Here is a 22,588-nt window from a genome sequence, read left to right as displayed (position 1 = left end):
GAAAATGAATGCGTCGTATTGACCCTAATACATTGGAACTTGAAGAAAAGGTAGTAGCTGTCAATCGTGTAGCAAAAGTAGTAAAAGGTGGACGTCGTTTCCGCTTTGCTGCGTTGGTTGTTGTAGGCGATAAAAACGGTCATGTCGGTTTCGGTATGGGTAAAGCTCAGGAAGTTCCTGAAGCAATCCGTAAAGCGGTAGAAGATGCGAAGAAAAACCTCATTGAAGTGCCGGTTGTAGGTACTACAATTCCTCATATGGTAGAAGGTCACTTTGGAGCAGGCCGTGTATTATTAAAACCAGCTTCTGAAGGTACTGGAGTTATTGCTGGAGGACCAGTTCGTGCGGTTCTTGAGCTTGCAGGTGTAGGCGATATTCTTTCTAAATCTTTAGGCTCTAATAATCCTATTAATATGGTACGTGCTACTATACAAGGGTTACAAAGTCAAAAACGTGTAGAAGATGTTGCAAAACTTCGCGGTAAATCAGTAGAAGAACTGTTAGGATAAAGGAGGGACATTAAATGGCTAAGAAATTAGAAATTACCCTCACTCGTAGTCTTATTGGTCGACCTAAAGACCAACGCGTTACAGTGAATACTCTTGGATTACGTAAGATGCATCAATCTGTAGTTCAAGAAGACAACGCAGCGATTCGCGGTATGGTAAATAAGGTTTCACACCTTTTAACAGTCAAAGAAATCGAAGCATAATATCATCATTTCTATATATGAGGAGGTGTCGACATGAAACTTCATGAGTTAAAACCTGCAGAGGGTTCACGTAAAGTTCGTAATCGCGTAGGACGCGGTATCGGGTCTGGAAACGGAAAAACTTCAGGAAAAGGACACAAAGGTCAGAATGCTCGTTCTGGTGGAGGCGTACGTCCAGGTTTTGAGGGTGGTCAAAATCCATTGTACCGTCGTTTACCAAAACGTGGTTTTACAAATCCAACTCGTAAAGAATTCACGATCGTTAACTTAGATGTACTTAATCGTTTTGAGGACGGTACTGAAGTTACGCCTGAGTTGTTAATTGAGAGTGGAACAGTTAAAAATGTAAAATTCGGAATTAAAGTTTTAGGTAATGGTAAAGTTGAGAAAAACTTAACCGTTAAAGCTCACAAGTTCTCTGCTTCAGCAGTCGCAGCTATTGAAGCTGCTGGCGGAAAAACAGAGGTGATTTAATGTTCCAAACGATCTCCAACATTATTAGAGTGGGTGACATCCGTCGTAAGGTTGTTTTCACCCTTCTTATGCTCATTGTGTTTAGGATTGGGAGCTTTATCCCTATTCCAGGTTCTAATAGTGATGTACTAGACTTTGTTGACCAAGCTAATGCCTTTGGCTTTCTCAATACGTTTGGCGGGGGAGCATTAGGGAACTTTTCAATTTTTGCAATGGGAATTATGCCATACATTACAGCTTCCATCGTGGTTCAGTTGTTACAAATGGATGTAGTTCCAAAATTTGCAGAGTGGGCTAAGCAAGGAGAAGCTGGCAGACGTAAGTTAGCTCAGTTTACTCGATATGGAACGATCGTTTTAGGATTTATTCAAGCGTTAGGAATGTCTATTGGTTTTAATTCTATGTTTCCAGGGTTAATTCCAAACCCTTCCGTTCCAACGTATATATTTATCGCACTCGTTTTAACTGCTGGAACTGCATTTTTAATGTGGTTAGGTGAACAGATTACAGCATACGGAGTAGGTAATGGAATTTCTATTATTATCTTTGCTGGTATTGCGGCAGGGATTCCTAGTGCCATTAACCAAATCTACGCTGTAGAAATTCAAGGTGCTGGAGAACAACTATTCTTAAGTTTAGTTAAAATAGCTTTATTATTGCTTGCAGTTTTAGCCATTGTTGTCGGTGTTATATTCATACAGCAAGCATTAAGAAAGATTCCAGTCCAGTATGCAAAACGTTTAGCTGGTCGTAGTCCAGTAGGAGGCCAATCAACTCATTTGCCGTTAAAGGTAAATGCTGCAGGGGTAATTCCGGTTATCTTTGCACTATCGTTGTTTATGTTTCCGCCAGTTGTTGCAGGATTCTTTGCAGATAATGCAATATCTACTTGGATTACTACTCATTTTGATTATACCAAACCTATAGGTATGGCCGTTTATGCGGCATTAATTATTGGATTTACGTATTTTTACACTTTTGTACAAGTCAACCCTGAAAAGATGGCTGATAATCTTAAGAAGCAGGGTGGTTATATTCCAGGCATTCGTCCAGGTAAAACAACTCAAACTTACTTAACGCGCATTTTATATCGCTTAACCTTTGTTGGTGCACTATTTCTTGCGGTTGTAGCCATTCTACCAGTATTCTTTACAAAATTACTTGACTTACCTCAATCGGTGCAAGTAGGTGGAACTGGATTATTAATCGTGGTTGGTGTAGCATTAGATACGATGAAACGTATTGAAAGTCAACTAATTAAGCGTTCATATAAAGGGTTTATTAAGTAAAAAGGGGAGCAGGGTAAGAATAGGTTCTCGTCCTGTTTCTCTTCGTTGTAAAATGGACAAATGGAGGGATAGTAGTGAATCTGATTTTAATGGGATTACCAGGCGCTGGTAAGGGAACGCAAGCTGAGAGAATTGTAGAGAAATACAATATTCCTCATATATCTACTGGTGATATGTTTCGCGCAGCCATTAAAGGAAAAACGGAGCTAGGTATTCAAGCAAAATCGTTTATAGATGCAGGAGAATTAGTTCCTGACGAAGTAACGATTGGAATTGTGAGAGAGCGTCTATCAAAGGAAGATTGTCAAGATGGTTTTCTATTAGATGGTTTTCCTCGCACCGTTGCCCAGGCAGAAGCATTAGAAGAAATTTTATCATCGCTAGGTCGTAAAATCGATTATGTTTTAAATGTTGATGTACCGGAGCAAATGTTGATGGACCGATTAACAGGTCGACGGGTATCACCGACGTCAGGTAAAACATATCATGTTATTTTCAATCCACCAAAAGTGGAAGGTAAATGTGATTTGGACGGAAGTGAATTAATTCAACGTGACGATGACAAGCCGGAAACGGTTAAAAAACGTCTAGAAGTGAATCAACAACAAGCCCAGCCGCTTATCGATTTTTATACAAATAAAGACTACCTTGTTAATATAAAGGGTGACCAAGATATTAATGAAGTATTTCATGAAATTGATCATCTATTAAGAGGGATTCATGCATGATTATTTGTAAAACTGAGCGTGAGCTTGACATTATGCGTCAAGCTGGTAAAATTGTTGCTCTTACACATCAGACGCTTAAAAAGTTCATCAAACCTGGTGTTACAACAATAGAACTTGATCAAATAGCCGAAGAGTTTATTCGTTCACACGGTGCAACACCGTCTTTTAAAGGCTATAATGGATTCAAAGGTAGTATCTGTGCTTCAGTAAATGATGAGTTAGTACATGGTATTCCGGGAAATCGCATGCTAGCAGATGGAGACATTATTAGCATAGACATCGGTGCATATTACAACGGATATCATGGTGATTCTGCTTGGACATATGCAGTAGGTGAGATAAGTGATGAAGACAAGAAATTGCTTGAAGTCACGGAACAATCACTCTATAAAGGATTAGAGTTAGCTTTACCTGGTGGACGACTTTCTGATATTTCACATGCTATCCAATCATATGCAGAGCCTTTAGGCTTTTCAATTGTGAGAGAGTATGTTGGACATGGAGTTGGGCAAGACTTACATGAGGATCCTCAAATTCCCCATTATGGACCTCCAGGAAAAGGACCGCGCTTAAAGCCAGGAATGGTTTTAGCGATCGAACCGATGATTAATAGTGGAACTCGATATGTGCGCACTCTTGAAGATAACTGGACTGTAGTTACAGTAGATAAAAAGAATTGTGCACACTTTGAGCATACTATTGCGATAACGGAAACGGGCTATGAAATTCTAACTAAAGCTGATTGAAATAGCTTAGAAACACTATCGTGTCACTAATGAAAGTTGAAAAAGGCTGTCTTTTACGACTTTTAATAGATAAGATTTACTGAAGGAAGGAGCGTGAATCGTATGGCCAAAGAGGATGTTATTGAAGTTGAAGGTACAGTAATTGAACCACTTCCTAACGCGATGTTTCGTGTAGAGCTAGAGAATGGGCATAAAGTTTTGGCACATGTTTCAGGTAAAATTAGAATGCACTTTATTCGAATCTTACCAGGAGACAAAGTGACGGTAGAACTTTCTCCTTATGATTTAACTCGCGGACGAATTACGTATCGATATAAATAATAGCTACATTGATTACTATTGTTCAATTAACACTTAGATCTGTTGAAGTCAAATAAATCTAATGCACTCCGTACCATAAGGAGGTAACAATAATGAAGGTTAGACCATCAGTCAAGCCGATTTGTGAAAAATGCAAAGTCATCCGTCGTAAAGGGACGGTTATGGTTATTTGTGAAAATCCGAAACATAAACAAAAGCAAGGTTAATATAAGGAGGTGCTAATTCATGGCACGTATTGCTGGTGTCGATATTCCTCGTGATAAGCGTGTGGTAATCTCACTCACTTATATTTATGGAATTGGAAAAGCGAAGTCAATTGAAGTACTTGCTACAGCTGGTGTATCTGAGGATACTCGCGTTCGTGATTTAACAGAAGAAGAGTTAGGTCGTATTCGTGAAGCAGTAGAAGCTCATACAGTAGAAGGAGACCTTCGTCGTGAGGTTTCATTAAATATTAAACGATTAATTGAAATTGGTTCTTATCGTGGTATCCGCCACCGTCGTAGTTTACCGGTTCGTGGTCAAAATTCTAAAAACAATGCTCGTACACGTAAAGGTCCACGTCGTACGGTAGCAAACAAGAAGAAGTAGTAAAGGAGGTCGTATAAGCAATGGCTAAGAAAACGAATACTCGTCCAAAGCGTCGTCAACGTAAGAATGTTGAATCGGGTGTGGCACATATCCGTTCAACTTTCAACAACACAATCGTGACGATTACTGATTTGCATGGAAATGCTATTTCGTGGGCTAGCGCTGGCGCATTAGGTTTCAAAGGTTCTCGTAAGTCTACTCCATTCGCTGCTCAAATGGCTGCTGAAGCTGCTGCAAAAACAGCAATGGAGAATGGCATGAAGACAATTGAAGTATCTGTTAAAGGTCCTGGCGCGGGTCGCGAAGCTGCGATTCGTTCATTACAAGCTGTAGGGCTAGAAGTCAACATGATTAAAGACGTGACTCCTGTTCCACACAACGGCTGCCGTCCGCCAAAACGTCGTAGAGTGTAACGGAATCAATCATTGTATAGATTTCCTGAATGTGTCAATAATGGATAAGACGGAAAAATCCAGTTGACAAGTAAGGTCAAACGGTTGGGAATGCCTAATAGGATATCCGGTTAGGCTTTCCTAACAGTCTACCGGAGTTCGACGTTTTGAAGGAGGGTTTGTTTAATGATTGAAATCGAAAAGCCAATTATTGAAACGGTTGAGGTTAGTGAAGACGCAAAATACGGAAAGTTTGTAGTTGAACCACTAGAACGTGGTTATGGTACAACTCTAGGAAACTCCTTACGTCGCATTCTTCTATCATCACTTCCAGGAGCAGCTGTGACATCAGTGCAAATTGATGGCGTACTACATGAGTTTTCAACTATTGAAGGTGTTGTAGAAGATGTTACGACAATCATTCTGAATTTGAAAAAGCTAGCTCTTAAGATCTACTCTGATGAAGAGAAGACATTGGAAATCGATGTTCAAGGTGAAGGTGAAGTAAAGGCTGGAGATTTAACTCATGATAGTGATATCGAGGTATTAAATCCAGACTTATATATTGCTACTTTAGCAAAAGGAGCTAACCTTCGTATGCGTTTAACTGCTAAACGTGGTCGAGGATACATTTTGGCTGAAGGTAATAAAAATGAAGATCAACCAATAGGGGTTCTTCCAATTGATTCGATTTATACACCTGTATCTCGTGTAAACTATCAAATAGAAAATACACGTGTAGGTCAAGTAACGAATTATGACAAACTTACTCTTGATGTGTGGACTGATGGAAGTATTCGTCCTGAAGAAGCTGTTTCTTTAGGTGCGAAAATTTTAACAGAACACCTCAATATTTTTGTTGGTTTGACGGATCAAGCACAGAATGCTGAAATTATGGTCGAAAAAGAAGAAGATCAGAAGGAAAAAGTTCTTGAAATGACTATTGAAGAGCTAGATTTATCTGTTCGTTCTTACAACTGTTTAAAACGTGCGGGTATTAATACTGTACAAGAGTTAACTCAAAAAACAGAAGAAGACATGATGAAGGTACGTAATCTTGGCCGTAAATCTTTAGAAGAAGTTCAAGAGAAGCTTGGTGAACTAGGTTTAGGTCTTCGTAAAGAAGACTAATAGCCATTCAAAGGAACAACAAGAATTTACTTTGCCTTTTGTAGGAAAGTATTATAAAGGGAGGGAATAGAACATGGCATACGCAAAATTAGGTCGTACGAGTTCACAGCGTAAAGCATTATTCCGTGATTTAGCGACTGACCTTATTATAAATGAGCGTATCGAAACGACTGAAGCGAAAGCAAAAGAGCTTCGTTCAATCGTGGAGAAAATGATTACACTTGGAAAGCGTGGAGATCTTCATGCACGTCGTCAAGCGGCAGCATTCATTCGTCGTGAAGTAGCGAATGAAGAAGAGAACCAAGATGCAATCCAAAAATTATTCTCTGATATCGCACCACGTTATGAAGAGCGTCAAGGTGGATATACTCGTATTCTAAAACTTGGACCTCGTCGTGGAGACGGTGCGCCAATGGTTATTATTGAGCTAGTTTAACATTTTTTGTTAAACAGCTCTCATCTTTTCTTTTACGACAAAGGGCACGACAGAATAGGGCTACGCGCTCTGGCTGTGGAGCCCTTTTTATTTTTCTAAAGATGAAAAGGGTGGTAAAGGATGGGCTTCATTTCATTTGAAGAAGTTACTTATCGTTATGAGGAAAATGATACTTCAGCTATATCAAATCTTTCACTTTCTTTTACGGATGGAGAGTGGGTCGCTATTGTTGGGCAAAATGGCTCCGGTAAATCGACGTTAGGTCGAATGATAAATGCTTTAAACCTTCCTACAGCTGGAAAGGTATATATTGAGGAAGATCTCACGTCTAATGCTCAAGCTCATAAAAGGATTCGTCATAAAATAGGAATGATTTTCCAGAACCCTGAGCATCAATTTGTCGCAACTACAGTAAGGGATGATATTGCTTTTGGCTTAGAGAATCAAGGGATGAAAAGAGAAGATATGCTCACTAGAATTGAAAGGTACGCTAATCTATTAGATATTACTCATTTACTAGATAAGGAGCCTCATCGATTATCAGGTGGCCAAAAACAAAGAGTGGCGATTGCAGGTGTCGTAGCATTAGAGCCAAAGGTCATTATATTTGATGAAGCCACTTCCATGCTAGATCCAGTTGGTCGTCAAGAAATGATAGAATTAATGGACATGCTTTCAAAAAAAGGAATTACAATTATTTCGATCACTCATGATATGGAAGAAGCAGCTAGAGCAAAGCGAATGATTGTTCTTCAAGCTGGTGAATTAGCCGCAGACGGCACTCCAAGGGAACTATTCCAAAATGATGCATTACTTCAAGAGGTGGGCTTAGAGAAGCCATTTACGATGAGACTACAAGAGCGATTAAAAGGCTATGGGCATTCTTTGCATCAACCAGCTCTTTCAGAAAGGGAGTTACTCGATCAACTATGGACATATCATTCAAAAAAGTAGAGCATATTTATATGGAAAAGACTCCCTTTGAAAAAGTCGCATTAACGGATGTCAATGTTGAAATTCCTTCAGGCTCTTTTACGGCAATTATAGGCCATACTGGTTCAGGAAAGTCGAGCTTCATTCAACATATTAATGGGTTGCTAAAACCAACCAAAGGATCGGTAACAATAGGGGACTTCACGATAACGGCAGGAGAAAAGTTCAAACAGATGCGAGAATTACGACAAAAGGTGGGGATGGTGTTTCAATTCCCTGAGCATCAAATATTTGAAGAGACGGTCAAAAAGGATATATCGTTTGGACCATTAAATTTTGGTGTTACCCAGGAAGAAATTGATCAGCGAATGTCACAAGTTTTAAAGCAGGTAGAACTCTCTGAAGAACTATTGGAACGCTCTCCTTTTCAATTAAGTGGTGGTCAAATGAGAAGAGTGGCGATTGCGGGTGTATTGATTAGCCGTCCAGAAATTCTAGTATTAGACGAACCTACTGCGGGGCTAGATCCGATTGGTAGAAAAAGAATGCTTCAGCTTTTTAAACAGTATCATGATGAAAATAAGGTAACGACTGTCTTTATTACTCATCATATGGAGGATGCCGTAAAATTAGCTGACCATTTTATCGTTTTAAATGATGGAAACGTACAAATGGTCGGTTCAAGAGAAGACATCTTTAAAGAAGCTGAAACGTTAAGAAGCTTTGGACTTGCCATGCCGGCTGAGATTGATTTTCTACAGAATTTCAAAAAGAGATTTCGACTTCATGATGACCGTTTATATTTTGAAATGGATCAAATAGCCGCATATGTTGATAAGCACTTACGTGAAAAGGAGTAAAAAAATATGTTCTCTCACATGATTATTGGTCAATATATGCCCCTTTCATCCTGCTTACATCGCTTAGACGCTCGTGCCAAAATTATTGCTACCTTTGTATTAGTGTTAGTCGTGTTCCTCATTAATAATTGGTTTATGATGCTGACCTTCTCCATATGCATTTTAATAGTAATCGGGCTGTCCAAGGTACCTATTTTATATGTGTATAAAGGCCTCAAGCCTATTTTAATTCTTGTTTTCTTTACTTTCCTCCTTCACGTTTTTTTTACGAATAATGGTCAGTTATTAGTGGAGTGGGGTCCTATTTCGATTTATTCTGGAGGAATTATCCAAGGTTTTTTTATTTCGCTTCGTTTAATATTAGTGGTCACCATTACTTCCATTTTAACGCTGACGACTAGTCCCATTGAATTAACCGATGGTCTGGAGTATTTATTTACACCATTTAAAAAGGTGGGGTTACCCGCTCATGAACTTGCTTTAATGATGTCGATTGCATTAAGGTTTATTCCAACCTTTATGCAGGAAGCGGACAAAATTTCAAAAGCTCAAATGGCTAGAGGAGTCGATTTCCGTTCAGGGCCATGGAAGGATAGAATTAAAGCGTTTCTACCATTAATTATTCCATTATTTATGAGTGCCTTTAAAAGAGCAGAAGAGCTAGCTCTTGCGATGGAAGCAAGAGGTTATGATGGTGGAGAAGGGCGGACAAACATCCGCGAGCTTATTTGGAAATGGAATGATACGTTTTCTTTATGTATAGTAGGGCTGCTAACCGTATCGATTCTGTTAGTGAGGTAATAGGAGGTAATCGTATGAGAATAGCATGTAAAGTAGCTTATGAAGGAACTGGTTATAGCGGCTATCAAGTACAGCCTGGAAAACGCACTATTCAAGCTGAAATCGAATTAGCTCTTTCAAAAATGCATAAAGGTACATTTATTCGGATCGCCTCCTCAGGTAGAACTGATTCCTTCGTTCATGCTAAAGGGCAAGTCTTTCATTTTGATACGAATATGCAGATTTCAGAAGAACGCTGGACAAAGGCCTTAAACGCCTTATTGCCTGAAGATATCCAACTTTTAGCAACTAAAATAGCTCCTAGTGACTTTCATGCCCGATATTCTGCCAAAAAAAAGCAATATATTTATCGAGTTTTGGCGAGAAAAGAACGAGATGTGTTTCGTAGAAACCAGACGTATCACGTTCCTACACCTTTACAGCTAGACTTAATGAGAGAGGCGTCTCAATCCTTATTAGGAACCCATGATTTTAGCTCATTTTGTGCGGCTAATACAAGTGTTGTCGATAAAGTGCGAACGATTGAAACGCTTGATATTCAAAAGGTAGACGATGAGATTCATTTTACCGTAGAAGGAAGTGGCTTTCTCTACAATATGGTAAGGATTATAGTTGGAACCCTAATTGAGGTTGGGACTGGTAAACGAAAGCCCTCAGAAGTAAGGGAAATCTTGGAGGAAAGAGATCGAACGGAGGCTGGAAAAACAGCTCCTGGTCACGGTCTGTATCTAAATAAAGTTTCCTACGAAGAGATTTATTTTTAATTTTTATAAAAAAAATTTGAAAAACAACGAAGCCGTGTGTAACAAGCTGTTGACATTGGCTTTTGAATATTATATGATGTTAGATGGTAATTCTAAAACCCACTAGCCCCGGGTTACGGAATGTTACAGTAGACTTATGATTTTATCAAATAAAAAAGAATTGAACGCGAGCGTTTTTAGGAGGTTAAATACATGCGTACAACATATATGGCAAAGCCAAACGAAGTTGAGCGTAAGTGGTATGTTGTTGATGCAGAAGGTCAAACTCTTGGTCGTTTAGCATCAGAAGTAGCGTCTATCCTACGTGGAAAGCACAAACCAACTTTCACTCCACATGTTGACACTGGTGATTTTGTAATCATCATCAATGCATCAAAAATTGAGTTATCTGGTAATAAATTGAACGATAAAATTTACTACCGTCACACATTACACCCAGGTGGTTTAAAACAAACGACTGCTGGTGACATGCGTGCAAATAAGCCTGAGCGTATGCTAGAGCTTGCAATCAAAGGGATGCTTCCAAAGAACACCCTAGGACGTAAGCAAGGAATGAAACTTCACGTATATGCTGGCAACGAACACAAACATCAAGCTCAAAAACCAGAAGCATATGAACTTCGTGGTTAATAGATAGGGAGGGTATTATTTTGGCACAAGTACAATATTATGGTACTGGTCGTCGTAAGCACTCTGTTGCTCGTGTACGTCTATTGCCAGGTGATGGTCGTATCGTTATTAACGGCCGTGAAATGGATGAATATTTTGGTTTAGATACATTAAAGCTAATCGTTAAACAACCTTTAGTTGAAATTGGCGTTGAAGGTCAATATGATGTTCACGTTAATGTTAATGGTGGAGGATACACTGGTCAAGCTGGTGCAATCCGTCACGGTGTTGCTCGTGCTCTACTAACTGTAGACCCAGACAACCGTCCAGCATTAAAAACAGCTGGTTTCTTAACTCGTGATGCACGTATGAAAGAGCGTAAAAAATACGGTCTTAAAGCAGCACGTCGTGCACCTCAGTTCTCAAAACGTTAATCAACGTTTACAAAGGTTTTTTGGTTCAAGTTGGTGCAAATCAGCTCGAACATCATAAAGAACTTAACAGATTTAAAGCATCAGCATCTTGCTGGTGCTTTTTTTTGGCATTAATTCTAGATAGTAATTTTGTTTGGTTTGGATATTTATGTGCCCTAACCGTATTGATACATAAAAACATATTTGTGTTCAGGTACATTTCTTTGCAATCTGGAAATAATATTGATAGCATTATTTTCAAGGGAGTTTCATTTTTTTTTTAGAAAAGTTCAGTCCCCTGAAACCCAGTATCAAAAATTGGTTAAGATTTTCATATTAAATATTCAGCTTCATATTTTGAAATGGGAGGAAAAACAATGACGAAAGTTTCGTGGTCAAGATTAATGTTCTTTACAATGCTAATCTTTGTATTGACTTTGGCAGCGTGTGGCAATGATGATACTTCAGACGAAGGATCAACTGATGACTCGGATACTGCAACAGAAGATAGTGTTGACGAGGGTGCTGATGAAAGTACAGATACAAGTGCAGAATCTGAACCAAAAGTTACTGAGTTTGAACCAGCATTTCCAGAACAAACAAGAGCACCAGAAGTAGAGACTAAGGCAGAACTTGATGTGGAAGTTGTTGTTGAGGGTCTTGGCGTGTCTTGGGGTATGGAAGAGTTTGATACAAACCGGTTACTTGTTACGCAAAGAGATTCAGCAGAACTTCTTATTATAAACCTTGAAGATGGCTCTGTTTCAGATCCAATTGAAGGTACACCAGAAGTAAATGACGAAGGTCAAGGTGGTTTACTTGATGTAACCATTGCACCAGATTTTGACGAATCAAGATTAGTATTTATGACGTTTGCTCAAGATATTGAAGGTGGTACTGTAACTGCTGTCGGTAAAGGTGTCTTATCAGAGGATGAAGCCTCACTTGAAGATTTTGAAGTAATCTTCCAAGCAGAACCAGCATATGACGGTGCCTTACACTATGGTGGTCGTATTATCTTTGATGATGATAGCAACCTATTCTTAACAACTGGTGAGCGTTCAGATGATCCAATTCGAGAACGTGCACAAGACTTAGATGCTTACTTAGGTAAAGTCATTCACATTACACAAGATGGAGAAGCAGTAGATACAAATCCATTTATTGAAGATGAAGACGCACTAGATGGTATTTACAGCTACGGTCACCGTAATATTCAAGGTGTGGACTTCCACCCTGAAACAGGAGACTTATGGATTGTTGAATTCGGTCCACAAGCTGGGGATGAACTGAATATTATTGAACCAGGTTCTAACTATGGATGGCCAATTGTTTCCTATGGTATCGAGTACAGTGGTGAATTAATCAATGATGGTATTTCAGAACACGAAGCGCAAGGCTTTGTTGAACCAGTATATTATTGGGATCCAACAAGTGCACCAAGTGGTATGTCATTCTATGATAACGACGCAATTCCTGAATGGGAGAACAACTTGTTCATCGGTGGTTTAGCACCGAACTATATTGTACGTGTCGTTATTGAAAATGACCTTGTCGTTGGAGAAGAACGTCTTTTAACTGAAGAAGGCGAACGTTTCCGTGATATTCTTGTAACTGAGGATGGCGCGCTTATTGCAATCACTGATGGCGGTCTGATTTATAAGATTGCTGCAGCAGGTTAAGGTGACGTATTTGAAGGCACAGAAGAAGATGATGTTGATACTGATGAAGACGAGGCGCTGAATAATTTATTATTCTCTAAAAGCACCTAACCTTATGTCGATGTCATTAACTTAAGGCGCTTGACAATATTAAAGAAGCAGGTGTTCATGGAAATCCATGAATGTCAATTTCAATCCTCCTTCATACATTCTTATCCATATAACAATTCCCGAGATGTTGATATAGATGGATTGAGCTTGATTGAGTGTATATGAAAATTATCTTGATACTTCTCAAAACTTTAATATACTTGGTATATCAAGATTTATGCCACTCTGCTCTTAATCAGCAGAGTGGTTTTTTATTGATGAAAAAGAAAATGAATACCCCTTATTAAAAACTCATGTACTTTTGGAGCATCTCACCTAATCGCTTTCTTCTCATTTGTCACATTTGTAATAAATAATATCAAATTAGTATATAAGCGTGACATTAAACCAACCATCGATGAAAGACATGAAAGTCATAAAGAGATTAATCGAAGCTTTAAAGCTACTAGTCTGAAGGAAATAGGTTCTATTCGAAGAAACCCACCACTCCTTTTTTTAGATAAATTTATAAAATAAATACAAATTTTGGTAGTGTGATGATTAGAATTATCGTATGATTAGATTGTGGAGGTCATTCCATATTGAGGTATTTATTCTAAAGATTTGTTCAAAAAATGGGTCAAGTTCACTCATTAATTGAATGACTAAATAAATGATACATGAGTGAATTTCATAATTGCTCTATAAACGAATAAAACCGAACGTTTCTTATAAAATATGTTTTAAAACGTTTGTGAATTAACTTCCTGATTGAAACGGTAGGTAGTGACTCCCGAAGGATCAGCGCCGTTTGAAGATCCACTCTGACGAAGCTTTGCGTAGTCAGAGTTAGCTGAGAACAAGCCCTTGGGATAGCATCTACCTAAAGTGGAAATTAAAACCTACTCGTTCGGTTTTCACTATAAAATATGAATGATGAAATGGATTCACATATAGTGCAATCTGAATATTATTGAATGAAAGTATGTGTGGATTAATGGATATAAAAACATTGTGGGGTTCAAGGCTTCAGGAATTTTATAGAAAAATGTATAAATACTATTCAATTATTGGTGCAAGTGTTCTCTACTTTTTTCTGATTATTAGTAGTATCTTGATTTATTATTTTCATTTATTCATTAATTCGGTGTCTCCGCAAATATCTGTTGAAGTAATTTTATCTCTATTTGTAACGTTCCTTTTAACACGGACAAAGATCCGCACATTTATGAAAAGCGCAGATATCATTTTTTTATTGCCAATGGAAGTAAAATTACAGTCGTATTTTTTAAAATCACTGTTATATAGCTTTGTTATCGATGTTATTAAATTGCTTTGTTTTATTACTATTTTCTTATCCTTATTTTTGCACACTACTAATATAAATCTTTTCGCCCTTTTGTTAGTAGTGGTGATTGTTGCTTATAACATTTTAATGAAGTGGGTTGAACAGTGGTTAGAGAGCCCTGTACAATTGTGGTTACATAGGTTCATTAGGTTTTTCTCCATATTTTTACTGTGTTATTTTATGTTTAGTCATGAATGGGTTTTTGAGTTTATTTTGTTGCTTATAAATTTTGTTTATTTAATTTACTTCTTTGGAAAAAAAAGAACTCTGAATTGGCAGTGGCTCATAGATGAAGAACAAGGTGCCTTAATAAGGAATTTTAAATTTATAAATTTTTTCATTGATGTCCCTACTCTTAAACGTTCTTTTCGTAGTAGGCGGTGGCTCACTATCATTCTGAAAAGTTGTATTCCGTATAGTCAAAGCCACACATTCCTATATTTATACTCACACTTGTTTATAAGATATAATGATTACTTTTACCTTTATTTAAGACTAACTTTAATTGGTATATTCGCTAATTATGCTATCCCTACAGGTGCTTTGATTTTTACTATTCTCATTTTGTTTATGACTGGATTTCAAGTAATTCCTTTACAACATGAAATGAAAGAAACGGTATTCCTTTATCCTATTTCTAAATCACAGAGAAAAGATTCTTTCTTAAAGGTTGTCATGTCTCTATTATATGTACAATTTTTCATTTTGTATTTTGCTATGTTCATTCATACTTCTACTATTAAAATATACTATCTTGTAATTGGAATTCTATTTATTTATGTATTTGTAAATATCTTTGTATCAAAAAGAGTCAATCTCAGGTAGTAACAATAGTGTGGTAATCAACTAACATCTATCATCATGTAATTGAGTTAGATTTCGAAGTTTTTTTATACTCAACGTTTATGCCACTCTGCTTTTTTCTAGACAGAGTGGTTTTTTTATGGAATTCCTCTTTCCAAAATCTTATGTGATTTTGGAACATCTCTGTAGTTGATCTTTGTGAGAGGTACCTTATTTCTGTAATGAAAGTTTGAAAAATTTGTTAAAAAGGTATTGTTATTGTAAACTATTAACTTATGAACAGAGGTGCGAAATGAGGAAGAATATTATAAATGCAATTGTTGCAAGTATTATCGTTGCATTAATAACTGCAGTGTTTAGCTTCTCGATTCGTGGCTATCTTAACTGGTTTGATGTAGTCAATTCAATAATTGGCACGTTCATTATTTGGGCTGTATTCATACCGATGGTCAATAGGCATTGGAGGGCTCGCCAAATAGAGTAGCATTTTGCCGTTACTGGCTTAGTCTCAGTCCAAGCATTGGAACAATCAACAAAAGGATTCGCATCGTACAGACAAAACATAGGAGAGTGGAGAAATTGAAATTAAGATTATTACTATTTTTAACAACTGCTACATTATTACTTATTGCTGTCGGTTGCAGTTCAGAAAATACCGATACTTCATCCAATGATGGTAATAGCAATTCGAGTGACAATCAAGCTCAAGACGATGATAATGACTTAGACGAAGATGATGGGGATAAAGGTGTAGTAACTGAGAAAGAGCTCTTTGAAAGTTTATTAGAGGAAGCAAACAAATATACAGACCGACTGTTAAAAGATGAGAATTATGTAATAGGCATTAATCGGTTTGGAAAATATGATCTGAGATCTTATACATGGGATTCGGGCGATAATGAAGTTGAGATAAGCATGTTAGAGTCCACAACGGAAAGAGAGTTTGAAAAGGATGAACAGGATTACGTGTTATCTAATGGTTTAGAAGGAACATTAGGAGATATTGGTCATGGTTTCAAATATTTTGTGCACTACGATTCCGTTATGAGGACAACCATAGATTTAGGTGATATGGATATAGAGGAAGCAAAGGAAAAATTAGATAGCTTAGAATTTAGGGATGAAGATTTAACAGAGGAAGAATTAGAAGAATCGTTAGGATTTACATATGAAGATGTTAAATTTTTCGATAACGCAGAATCGAATTACAATGTATCGGAATTATGGCTCAGGGGAGGAAACTTAAATGCCTTTGAAGTGAGATATCGTAATCCAGATGCAGGCGAATATGATGCTATTGATATAGGTGTAAGTGCAGAAGAATTTGAAATACCTGATTATAAGGAACAGGAGAATGTAACCACAAACAACGGTAAAGAGGTAATCATTGTAGATGATGGATTTTATGCAGAGTGGTTTTGGCAAGAAGATGATGGTTATTTTTATCGAATAGGTGGTAATTATAGCGAAGAAGAAGTAGAGAAAAAGGAATATAACTTAGAGGTTATTGATAAGATGATTAATAAGTATGGTCAATAAATGTCTGTTTTCAATTTAAAATTTGGTAAAACGATAAGAAATTAACAAGCTCAAAGCATCAGCATCTTGCTGGTGCTTTTTTTTGCATAAATTCCAAAAGGTGATAAATCGGTTGGACACACAGGCAATATCTATATTTTGAATAATAAAATTTGAGTGTCTTCTAGAAAGTCAACTTAGGATGAATATAATCAAAAAGAGAGAAGAAACTAGAGAGTTTTTAAAAAAAAGGATTTTTATTATGGAAAGTTACTATATAATGATTTAATGAATCCTAAGTTCTTCCTTTTCAATCCTCCTAAATTCCGATGAAGTAGAATAGAATCTATTATTAAAAAGCTTCTACCAGCCTACACTAGCGAGGAACCATTTAAGTAAACGAATAATAAATATTCATTTGAGTGAATTTATTCGATGATTGTAACGGTAGGTAGTGACTCCCAAAGGAAAAAGCGCAGTGTGAAGATCCGCTCTGACGAAGCTTTGCGTAGTCAGAGTTAGCTGAAGACAAGCCCTTGGGAAAGCATCTACCTAAAGTGAAAATCAAAACCTAATCGTTTGGTTTTCATTAAAAGATAGGAATGATGAAATTGATTCGTTTTTTATAAATAATAGCAGTTTGAGGTGTTCTATGTTTAAAAGTTTAAATAGATTTTTGGAGCAAAACCCGATAGAAGATTTAGTGAATTATGATATTAAAAACGAATCTCCATGGGATGAAGTGAATGCTGAAAAAGCTCCTATTCAAAAGATACAAAAGTATAAGGACTGTAATAGAAATACATCTTTAAGTTTTGATTGTGATAACTCTAATGGTACTTGTGATTTTGTAGACAGTATTTACAAGGAGTTATGGGGGTGGTCTTTTAGAAATAGAATGAATTTACCATCTGAACTTTACACTAAATTTAATAATGATTGGGATAGGTTAGGAAGCGATACGATGAATTCGTTTTCTACTATATATAGACAAGCTATAAAGATAAATTCGGATAATAAATCATCAGTTAAACAAAATAAGCATTTACAAAAATTCGCTACATTGACTCATACGATTGGAAATTTAACACTTGTACCTTTTAAAATCGATTTTGAAAATGATAAGAAATCATTTAATCAATATAGAGGGTTTAGAGGTAACGAAACTAATAAATATTTTGTCTATGATTTTTTTGATTTGTCTTTAAAAATGATAAAGGAAAATGTAGACCCCCAGACATTTAAAGAATATATTGAAATATTTTATTTACAAGACTTTGTTAATATGGATGATAATTATAGTATTAAACCCTTACTGAAGAAACATAAACCTTTACTTGCTCAAAATAAAATGTCCCTAGATAAACCTGAATCTTTTTTACCTGATCATAATGATGAATTGAATGAATATTTAATAAATGTAAATAAGCTCATTATGCAACGATCTAATAGGCTAGTAAACGCCTTAAAGAATAAGCTAGACCTGCATGACACTGAAGCGACAAGGGAATCGAATCAGTCTAAAAGGAAAATAAGGAAATTCCCTATAAAAGTAATAGGATGGTCTCTAATAGTGATGGTTTCTTTTGTAATATCCATTCTATTACTTTTTGAATTTGCCGAATTAGAAGGGATAATAATAAAGAATGCGATAGAACAGTATGGGATTTTGGCTGTGGGAACGGAAATCATTCAGAATTATACAACCTCAATATTAATATTTTTCCTTTTTGCATTTGTTATTTTATTTGTATTAATCAAAATTTCAACAGTATTATTTGATATGATTTTAGATAAATTGGGGAGATGTACATCTTGTCATAAGCTTTTTGCCATGAAAAAAGTAAAAAACCATTTAATTAACGTTGCTGATATCTCAATAAAGAAGGAATTAAAGCAAAAAAATTTGAACGGCGAAGTGATAGGAACGACTGAGCAATACATACCTGGAAAAAGAAAAACATATGAAATGATCCACCAATGTAAGTATTGTAAAGAGAAACAGGTTAGTAGTTATTCTCAAAATTACGAGAATGTTTAACAAGAGGTTTTTTTGTAATGCAAGATCATATTAAAATATGACTGTATAAGAAGTACAAGTTTTATTTAAAAATTCTCAATACATATATCAAAGGATTACCTCTTTGCTCTTATGAAGCAGGGAGGTTTTTCTTGTTCAATTTTCGCGATATGTTTCATCTCTTCTACATATAATTACATAATTTTTACACTTTCCCTACAATCATTTAACATACAATCCTTAAAATGAATGAGTGTATGATTACAGCTAATGTTTTAACCACCCCGGCTGCTTATCAGTGTTTGAGAAGGATCGATTTTCTAGAATTAGAGGGACGGGCCTATCAACAGAGCGGTGTTTCTCACAGTGGATTTTTCAATACATAAATGTATAGCCGCTGTAAAAAACAAATGAAATGTAAGTGGTGGAACATTTGGACTACAGTAATCAGTTAGGTTAAGTGATTTGAAAATATACAGCAGAAAAGGAGAAATGAACAAGTATGAGATTCATGAAAAAAATATCGATCATACTACTACTTGCTTTATTAATTATGGGGAATTTCGAGCTTCCTGTACAGGGAGCTGATCAAACTCAAAAGCCTTCAAAGCCAGAAGGGACGACTGAAAAGTTAAATACAGATCCTCCAGAGGTTCAGCAACCCCTTCCTGCAGTGGATAATGGCGGAAATGCTAATGATGCAATATTAAAAAATCTAGCTGAGACGAATCCATTTATCAGTATTCTAGATGGTTTTGATCAAGTCTGGTCGATGAATCAACCAGACTGGAGAGACGGAACAGCCTTAAGAGTACCAGGTGCAAATGGTAGCGTTGCTAATTATGGTGACGGGCCTACGGTTTATTTCGATGGATATAAAAATGATAAGACGAAGGTAGTAGCGGATAAACGAACATACGCTAATGTAGAAATTAGAGATCCAGAGACTTGGAGAGCTAATATTAAATATGTAGAGGATGTTACTAAAAATAGAACGGATGAAGAGGCGCTAGCAGCCTATTATGACGATCAAAGAGATAAGGTATATAGTATGATGGATGCTTATGGGCCTTTGGCTAATACCTATGTAAAAATTGTTAACCCAGTTACAAATGTCATCCGAACAAAAGAGGAAATGAATGTACTATTGGAAGAAGAGACTGTTGAGGATGAGCGCCAAGGAATGGGCCAATGGCAGGGAACGAAACTAGAGGATGCGTTAGATTTAGTTGATTTAATTAGATTTAGAAACCCTTCTTCATCAAATCCGGCTAAATATTTTTACTCATCTCCAAGACCTTATAGAATGAATTCAAATGGTGAGGTAATAGAAGTAGTTGATGAGAACGGTTTACCTGTTTGGGACACGATCGGCAGTGGTGAAATTATATCAGAAGGATTACCTTCAGGTGGTAAAAAAGTAACCGGAGAAAAACATTACCAGCAATATGAAACCAATGTGGTAGTCATGCCTGCATTAGAATATGTGAAAAGAATAGCGGAAGACGGTAGAGGAAAAGACGGTGCTTTTCCAAGTGGACATACGAGTGCCGCTTATTTATCAACATTTGGATTCGCCTATGCAACACCTGAAAGATATGCTGAATTTTTAACAAGAGCAGCTCAAATGGGAGAAAATAGAGTCGTAACGGGCATGCACTCACCACTCGATATTATCGGAGGAAGAATACAATCAACTGCGATGACTGCATATGCTTACAATCTACCAGCAAACCAAGTGGTATTGGATAAAGCTTATCAAAATACTGGCGAAGTATTTGGTGAAGTAGCTGATTCAAAAGGAATGAGCTTATATGAATATGCACATACAGTAACAGAGGAGTATACATTTGAAAGTGCATATGATGAACAAGAATGGGAAGATCATGAAGCAAATAAAGCATTCTATCGAGAAAAGCTTACCTACGGATTACCTCAAACAGGTGTAAAGGGGTTAGACCCTGTAGTCCCTAAAGGTGCTGAAGTATTATTGAAAACTCGTCAGCCTTATTTGACTGATGAACAGCGAAGAGGAGTATTATATACGACAGAAATTGAATCTGGATATCCTGTTATAGACGAATCAAATGGTTGGGGAAGAATTGATTTGGTCACAGCATCTGATGGATATGGTGCGTTTTTAAGCAATGTAACAGTGAATATGGATGCTTCAAAAGGAAGATTTAATGCTCATGATTGGTGGAGAAATAACATCACAGGTAATGGTATGCTTACTAAACAAGGGACAGGTACCCTTACATTGACAGGAAATAATAGCTATACAGGTGGTACATTACTACAAGAAGGAACGCTAGAGGCTACTTCTGCAACTGCGTTTGGTGAAGGTGATCTTTATGTGGAGAATGGTGCAGTTTTAGTAAATGTAGATGGTTCTCTAAATATTGGCGGTCATGTAACAATGGATGCAGGTAGCTTAAATATTGTAGTCAATAACGACAGTACTCAACTTAAGGTAGATGGACTAGTATACCTTGATGGTGGGGAACTGAATCTGGACCTTTCTGATTATGAAATAGACAAAGATACAACGATTACATTAATGACGGCTGACAAGGTGCATGGTGCATTCGACCATGTAACAGCAGATGATTACGAGGTAACAGTTAATTATGATGAAAATAGTGTAGTAGCTCATATCGTTACAACGGATCATTCTGAGCCAGTAACACCGGGTCCAGAGAATCCGGAGAACCCAGAGAATCCGGAGAACCCAGAGAACCCAGAGAATCCAGAGAACCCGGAGAACCCAGAAAACCCTGAAGTTCCAGAAAAACCTGAGAATCCAGACGATTCAAAAGACACAAAGAAACAACCTAGCGTGACATTAACGCCTGAGATTATTAATGGAGAGGCAACGATCTCAACAGATGATATTAATCAGTTAGCTGATCAGGGGGAATTACGGATTGATTTGCACGAACACAATGATTCTGTAAATTTAGTGCTTACTTCTGAACAAATAAAATGGTTGAAAGAGCATCATATAACAATTTTCATTCAATTGAAAAATGTCAGCTTGCAAATCGCTGCCTCCAATTTCACAGATGTATCCGAGGATGCAACCTTCAAGCTAGAACGATTGGATGATATTGAACAAGCTTTAAGTGTAGTTTATGACTTTGAAATAAGACAGGGTAAGGAAGAATTAAATACCTTCGATGAAAAAGTGACGCTAACCTTTTCTGTAGATAGTGACAAAGTGAATGATGAATCTCAGGTGCAACTGTTCTATTTGAATCCTGAAATCGAAGAATGGGAAGCAATCGGCGGAGAATGGCAGAAAGGAAAAGTGACGGCACAAACCGACCACTTTAGTACCTATACCGTTTTTGAAAAGGAAGCAGAAGAGAAACAGCCTGTTGCGAACGACGGACAAAAACTACCGGAAACGGCTACGACCGTCTATCAATATTTATTAGTAGGGTTTGTACTCTTGTTAAGTGGCGTGTTTTTTCTCTTTATGAAAAGAAGAAGAGCATAATCGTAACTGTTTTTAATTTATGGTTAGAAATATATATTTAATTACTTGTTAAGTCTATGCCACTCTGCTCTTCTACAGCAGAGTGGTTTTTTGTAGTAAATAAGTATCCGCTAAAATGGATTTGGTTCATTGATTTGATCGTCCAAATGTAATTCCAACAATTGACCAGTTTGTACTAAACCAGAACCAAAACCGTACATCAAAACTCGGTCACCATTTTTAACTCTTCCATCTCGAATCCCAAGGTCAAGTGCTAAGGGGACTGTTGCTGCTGAAGTATTCCCAAAGTTTTCTAAGCTATATAGAATCTTTTCCATTTAAAATCCTATTTTCTCGCAAATTGGTTCAATTAGCCGTAAGTTAGCACTATGCGGGATAAACATCTCATATAGAACATACTCAAAGTTAAATATTAAATACTTTTTTCAAAAAAAGGCCAGTATCA

Annotated in this window: 24 protein-coding genes and 1 pseudogene; 24 read left to right on the top strand and 1 reads right to left on the bottom strand. The window is 36.9% G+C overall.

Annotated elements, in window-relative coordinates:
• Positions 1-8 precede the first annotated feature (8 nt).
• The 24 genes from rpsE to AZF04_RS04230 all read left to right on the top strand — a co-directional run bounded on the left by rpsE (position 9) and on the right by AZF04_RS04230 (position 22,143).
• Positions 9-509, top strand: coding sequence for a 30S ribosomal protein S5 (gene rpsE / locus AZF04_RS04345; RefSeq protein WP_045486782.1), 501 nt, complete (start codon positions 9-11; stop codon positions 507-509).
• 14 nt (positions 510-523) lie between these two features.
• Positions 524-712 carry a 50S ribosomal protein L30 gene (gene rpmD, locus AZF04_RS04340; RefSeq protein ID WP_045486785.1) on the top strand — a complete coding sequence of 63 codons (189 nt, stop codon included), beginning with the start codon at positions 524-526 and terminating at the stop codon, positions 710-712.
• Between the two features lie 33 nt (positions 713-745).
• On the top strand, positions 746-1,186 hold the full coding sequence (rplO, locus tag AZF04_RS04335) for a 50S ribosomal protein L15 (protein WP_045486788.1): 441 nt from the start codon (positions 746-748) through the stop codon (positions 1,184-1,186).
• Positions 1,186-2,475, top strand: coding sequence for a preprotein translocase subunit SecY (gene secY / locus AZF04_RS04330; RefSeq protein WP_045486790.1), 1,290 nt, complete (start codon positions 1,186-1,188; stop codon positions 2,473-2,475). The genes rplO and secY overlap by 1 nt, the downstream gene beginning before the upstream one ends.
• Positions 2,476-2,549: 74 nt before the next feature.
• Complete coding sequence (locus AZF04_RS04325) at positions 2,550-3,203, top strand: adenylate kinase (RefSeq protein ID WP_061947718.1); 654 nt, start codon at positions 2,550-2,552, stop codon at positions 3,201-3,203.
• Positions 3,200-3,949, top strand: coding sequence for a type I methionyl aminopeptidase (gene map, locus AZF04_RS04320; protein ID WP_045486797.1), 750 nt, complete (start codon positions 3,200-3,202; stop codon positions 3,947-3,949). The genes AZF04_RS04325 and map overlap by 4 nt, the downstream gene beginning before the upstream one ends.
• 102 nt (positions 3,950-4,051) lie before the next feature.
• Entirely contained in the window at positions 4,052-4,270 is a 219-nt protein-coding gene (gene infA / locus AZF04_RS04315; RefSeq protein ID WP_003322635.1) for a translation initiation factor IF-1, read from the top strand.
• A gap of 92 nt (positions 4,271-4,362) precedes the next feature.
• Positions 4,363-4,476: a 50S ribosomal protein L36 gene (gene rpmJ / locus AZF04_RS04310; protein WP_003322638.1), complete on the top strand. Its 114-nt coding sequence runs from the start codon at positions 4,363-4,365 to the stop codon at positions 4,474-4,476.
• A gap of 19 nt (positions 4,477-4,495) precedes the next feature.
• On the top strand, positions 4,496-4,861 hold the full coding sequence (gene rpsM, locus AZF04_RS04305) for a 30S ribosomal protein S13 (RefSeq protein WP_045486801.1): 366 nt from the start codon (positions 4,496-4,498) through the stop codon (positions 4,859-4,861).
• A gap of 20 nt (positions 4,862-4,881) precedes the next feature.
• Complete coding sequence (gene rpsK, locus AZF04_RS04300) at positions 4,882-5,274, top strand: 30S ribosomal protein S11 (protein ID WP_045486809.1); 393 nt, start codon at positions 4,882-4,884, stop codon at positions 5,272-5,274.
• A 165-nt stretch (positions 5,275-5,439) separates the two neighbouring features.
• A complete protein-coding gene (locus AZF04_RS04295; protein ID WP_045486811.1) occupies positions 5,440-6,384 on the top strand; it encodes a DNA-directed RNA polymerase subunit alpha in 945 nt (314 codons plus the stop codon).
• Positions 6,385-6,457: 73 nt separating this feature from the next.
• Positions 6,458-6,820, top strand: a complete 363-nt coding sequence (rplQ, locus tag AZF04_RS04290) for a 50S ribosomal protein L17 (protein WP_045486813.1) — start codon at positions 6,458-6,460, stop codon at positions 6,818-6,820.
• 120 nt (positions 6,821-6,940) lie between these two features.
• Positions 6,941-7,774, top strand: coding sequence for an energy-coupling factor transporter ATPase (locus AZF04_RS04285; RefSeq protein ID WP_061947717.1), 834 nt, complete (start codon positions 6,941-6,943; stop codon positions 7,772-7,774).
• Positions 7,750-8,613 carry an energy-coupling factor transporter ATPase gene (locus AZF04_RS04280; protein ID WP_061947716.1) on the top strand — a complete coding sequence of 288 codons (864 nt, stop codon included), beginning with the start codon at positions 7,750-7,752 and terminating at the stop codon, positions 8,611-8,613. Before AZF04_RS04285 ends, AZF04_RS04280 begins: the two co-directional genes overlap by 25 nt.
• 6 nt (positions 8,614-8,619) lie before the next feature.
• Positions 8,620-9,414, top strand: a complete 795-nt coding sequence (locus tag AZF04_RS04275) for an energy-coupling factor transporter transmembrane component T family protein (RefSeq protein ID WP_061947715.1) — start codon at positions 8,620-8,622, stop codon at positions 9,412-9,414.
• 14 nt (positions 9,415-9,428) lie between these two features.
• A complete protein-coding gene (truA, locus tag AZF04_RS04270) occupies positions 9,429-10,178 on the top strand; it encodes a tRNA pseudouridine(38-40) synthase TruA (RefSeq protein WP_061947714.1) in 750 nt (249 codons plus the stop codon).
• Positions 10,179-10,370: 192 nt separating this feature from the next.
• Positions 10,371-10,808: a 50S ribosomal protein L13 gene (rplM, locus tag AZF04_RS04265; protein WP_045486822.1), complete on the top strand. Its 438-nt coding sequence runs from the start codon at positions 10,371-10,373 to the stop codon at positions 10,806-10,808.
• Positions 10,809-10,828: 20 nt separating this feature from the next.
• Entirely contained in the window at positions 10,829-11,221 is a 393-nt protein-coding gene (gene rpsI, locus AZF04_RS04260; RefSeq protein ID WP_045486824.1) for a 30S ribosomal protein S9, read from the top strand.
• Positions 11,222-11,577: 356 nt separating this feature from the next.
• Positions 11,578-12,882, top strand: coding sequence for a PQQ-dependent sugar dehydrogenase (locus AZF04_RS04255; RefSeq protein ID WP_061947713.1), 1,305 nt, complete (start codon positions 11,578-11,580; stop codon positions 12,880-12,882).
• A gap of 1,054 nt (positions 12,883-13,936) precedes the next feature.
• Positions 13,937-15,124, top strand: coding sequence for an ABC transporter permease (locus AZF04_RS22005; protein ID WP_082795441.1), 1,188 nt, complete (start codon positions 13,937-13,939; stop codon positions 15,122-15,124).
• Positions 15,125-15,395: 271 nt separating this feature from the next.
• On the top strand, positions 15,396-15,587 hold the full coding sequence (locus AZF04_RS04245) for a hypothetical protein (protein WP_061947711.1): 192 nt from the start codon (positions 15,396-15,398) through the stop codon (positions 15,585-15,587).
• Positions 15,588-15,682: 95 nt separating this feature from the next.
• Positions 15,683-16,642 (top strand): hypothetical protein, encoded by a 960-nt coding sequence (locus AZF04_RS04240; RefSeq protein WP_061947710.1) that lies wholly within the window; start codon positions 15,683-15,685, stop codon positions 16,640-16,642.
• Between the two features lie 631 nt (positions 16,643-17,273).
• Positions 17,274-18,662 (top strand): hypothetical protein, encoded by a 1,389-nt coding sequence (locus AZF04_RS04235; protein ID WP_061947709.1) that lies wholly within the window; start codon positions 17,274-17,276, stop codon positions 18,660-18,662.
• 481 nt (positions 18,663-19,143) lie between these two features.
• Complete coding sequence (locus tag AZF04_RS04230) at positions 19,144-22,143, top strand: phosphatase PAP2 family protein (protein ID WP_082795306.1); 3,000 nt, start codon at positions 19,144-19,146, stop codon at positions 22,141-22,143.
• A gap of 110 nt (positions 22,144-22,253) precedes the next feature.
• On the opposite strand, the pseudogene AZF04_RS04225 reads toward AZF04_RS04230, so the two are convergent.
• Positions 22,254-22,529, bottom strand: a pseudogene (locus AZF04_RS04225) (3-oxoacyl-[acyl-carrier-protein] synthase III C-terminal domain-containing protein); the annotation flags it as partial.
• Positions 22,530-22,588: the final 59 nt, after the last annotated feature.

This window comes from Alkalihalobacillus trypoxylicola (genome assembly GCF_001590785.1).
GTDB lineage: Bacteria > Bacillota > Bacilli > Bacillales > Bacillaceae_D > Alkalihalobacillus > Alkalihalobacillus trypoxylicola.
Note: the sequence above shows the minus strand (reverse complement) of the source record. Positions and strands in the feature narration are given on the sequence as shown.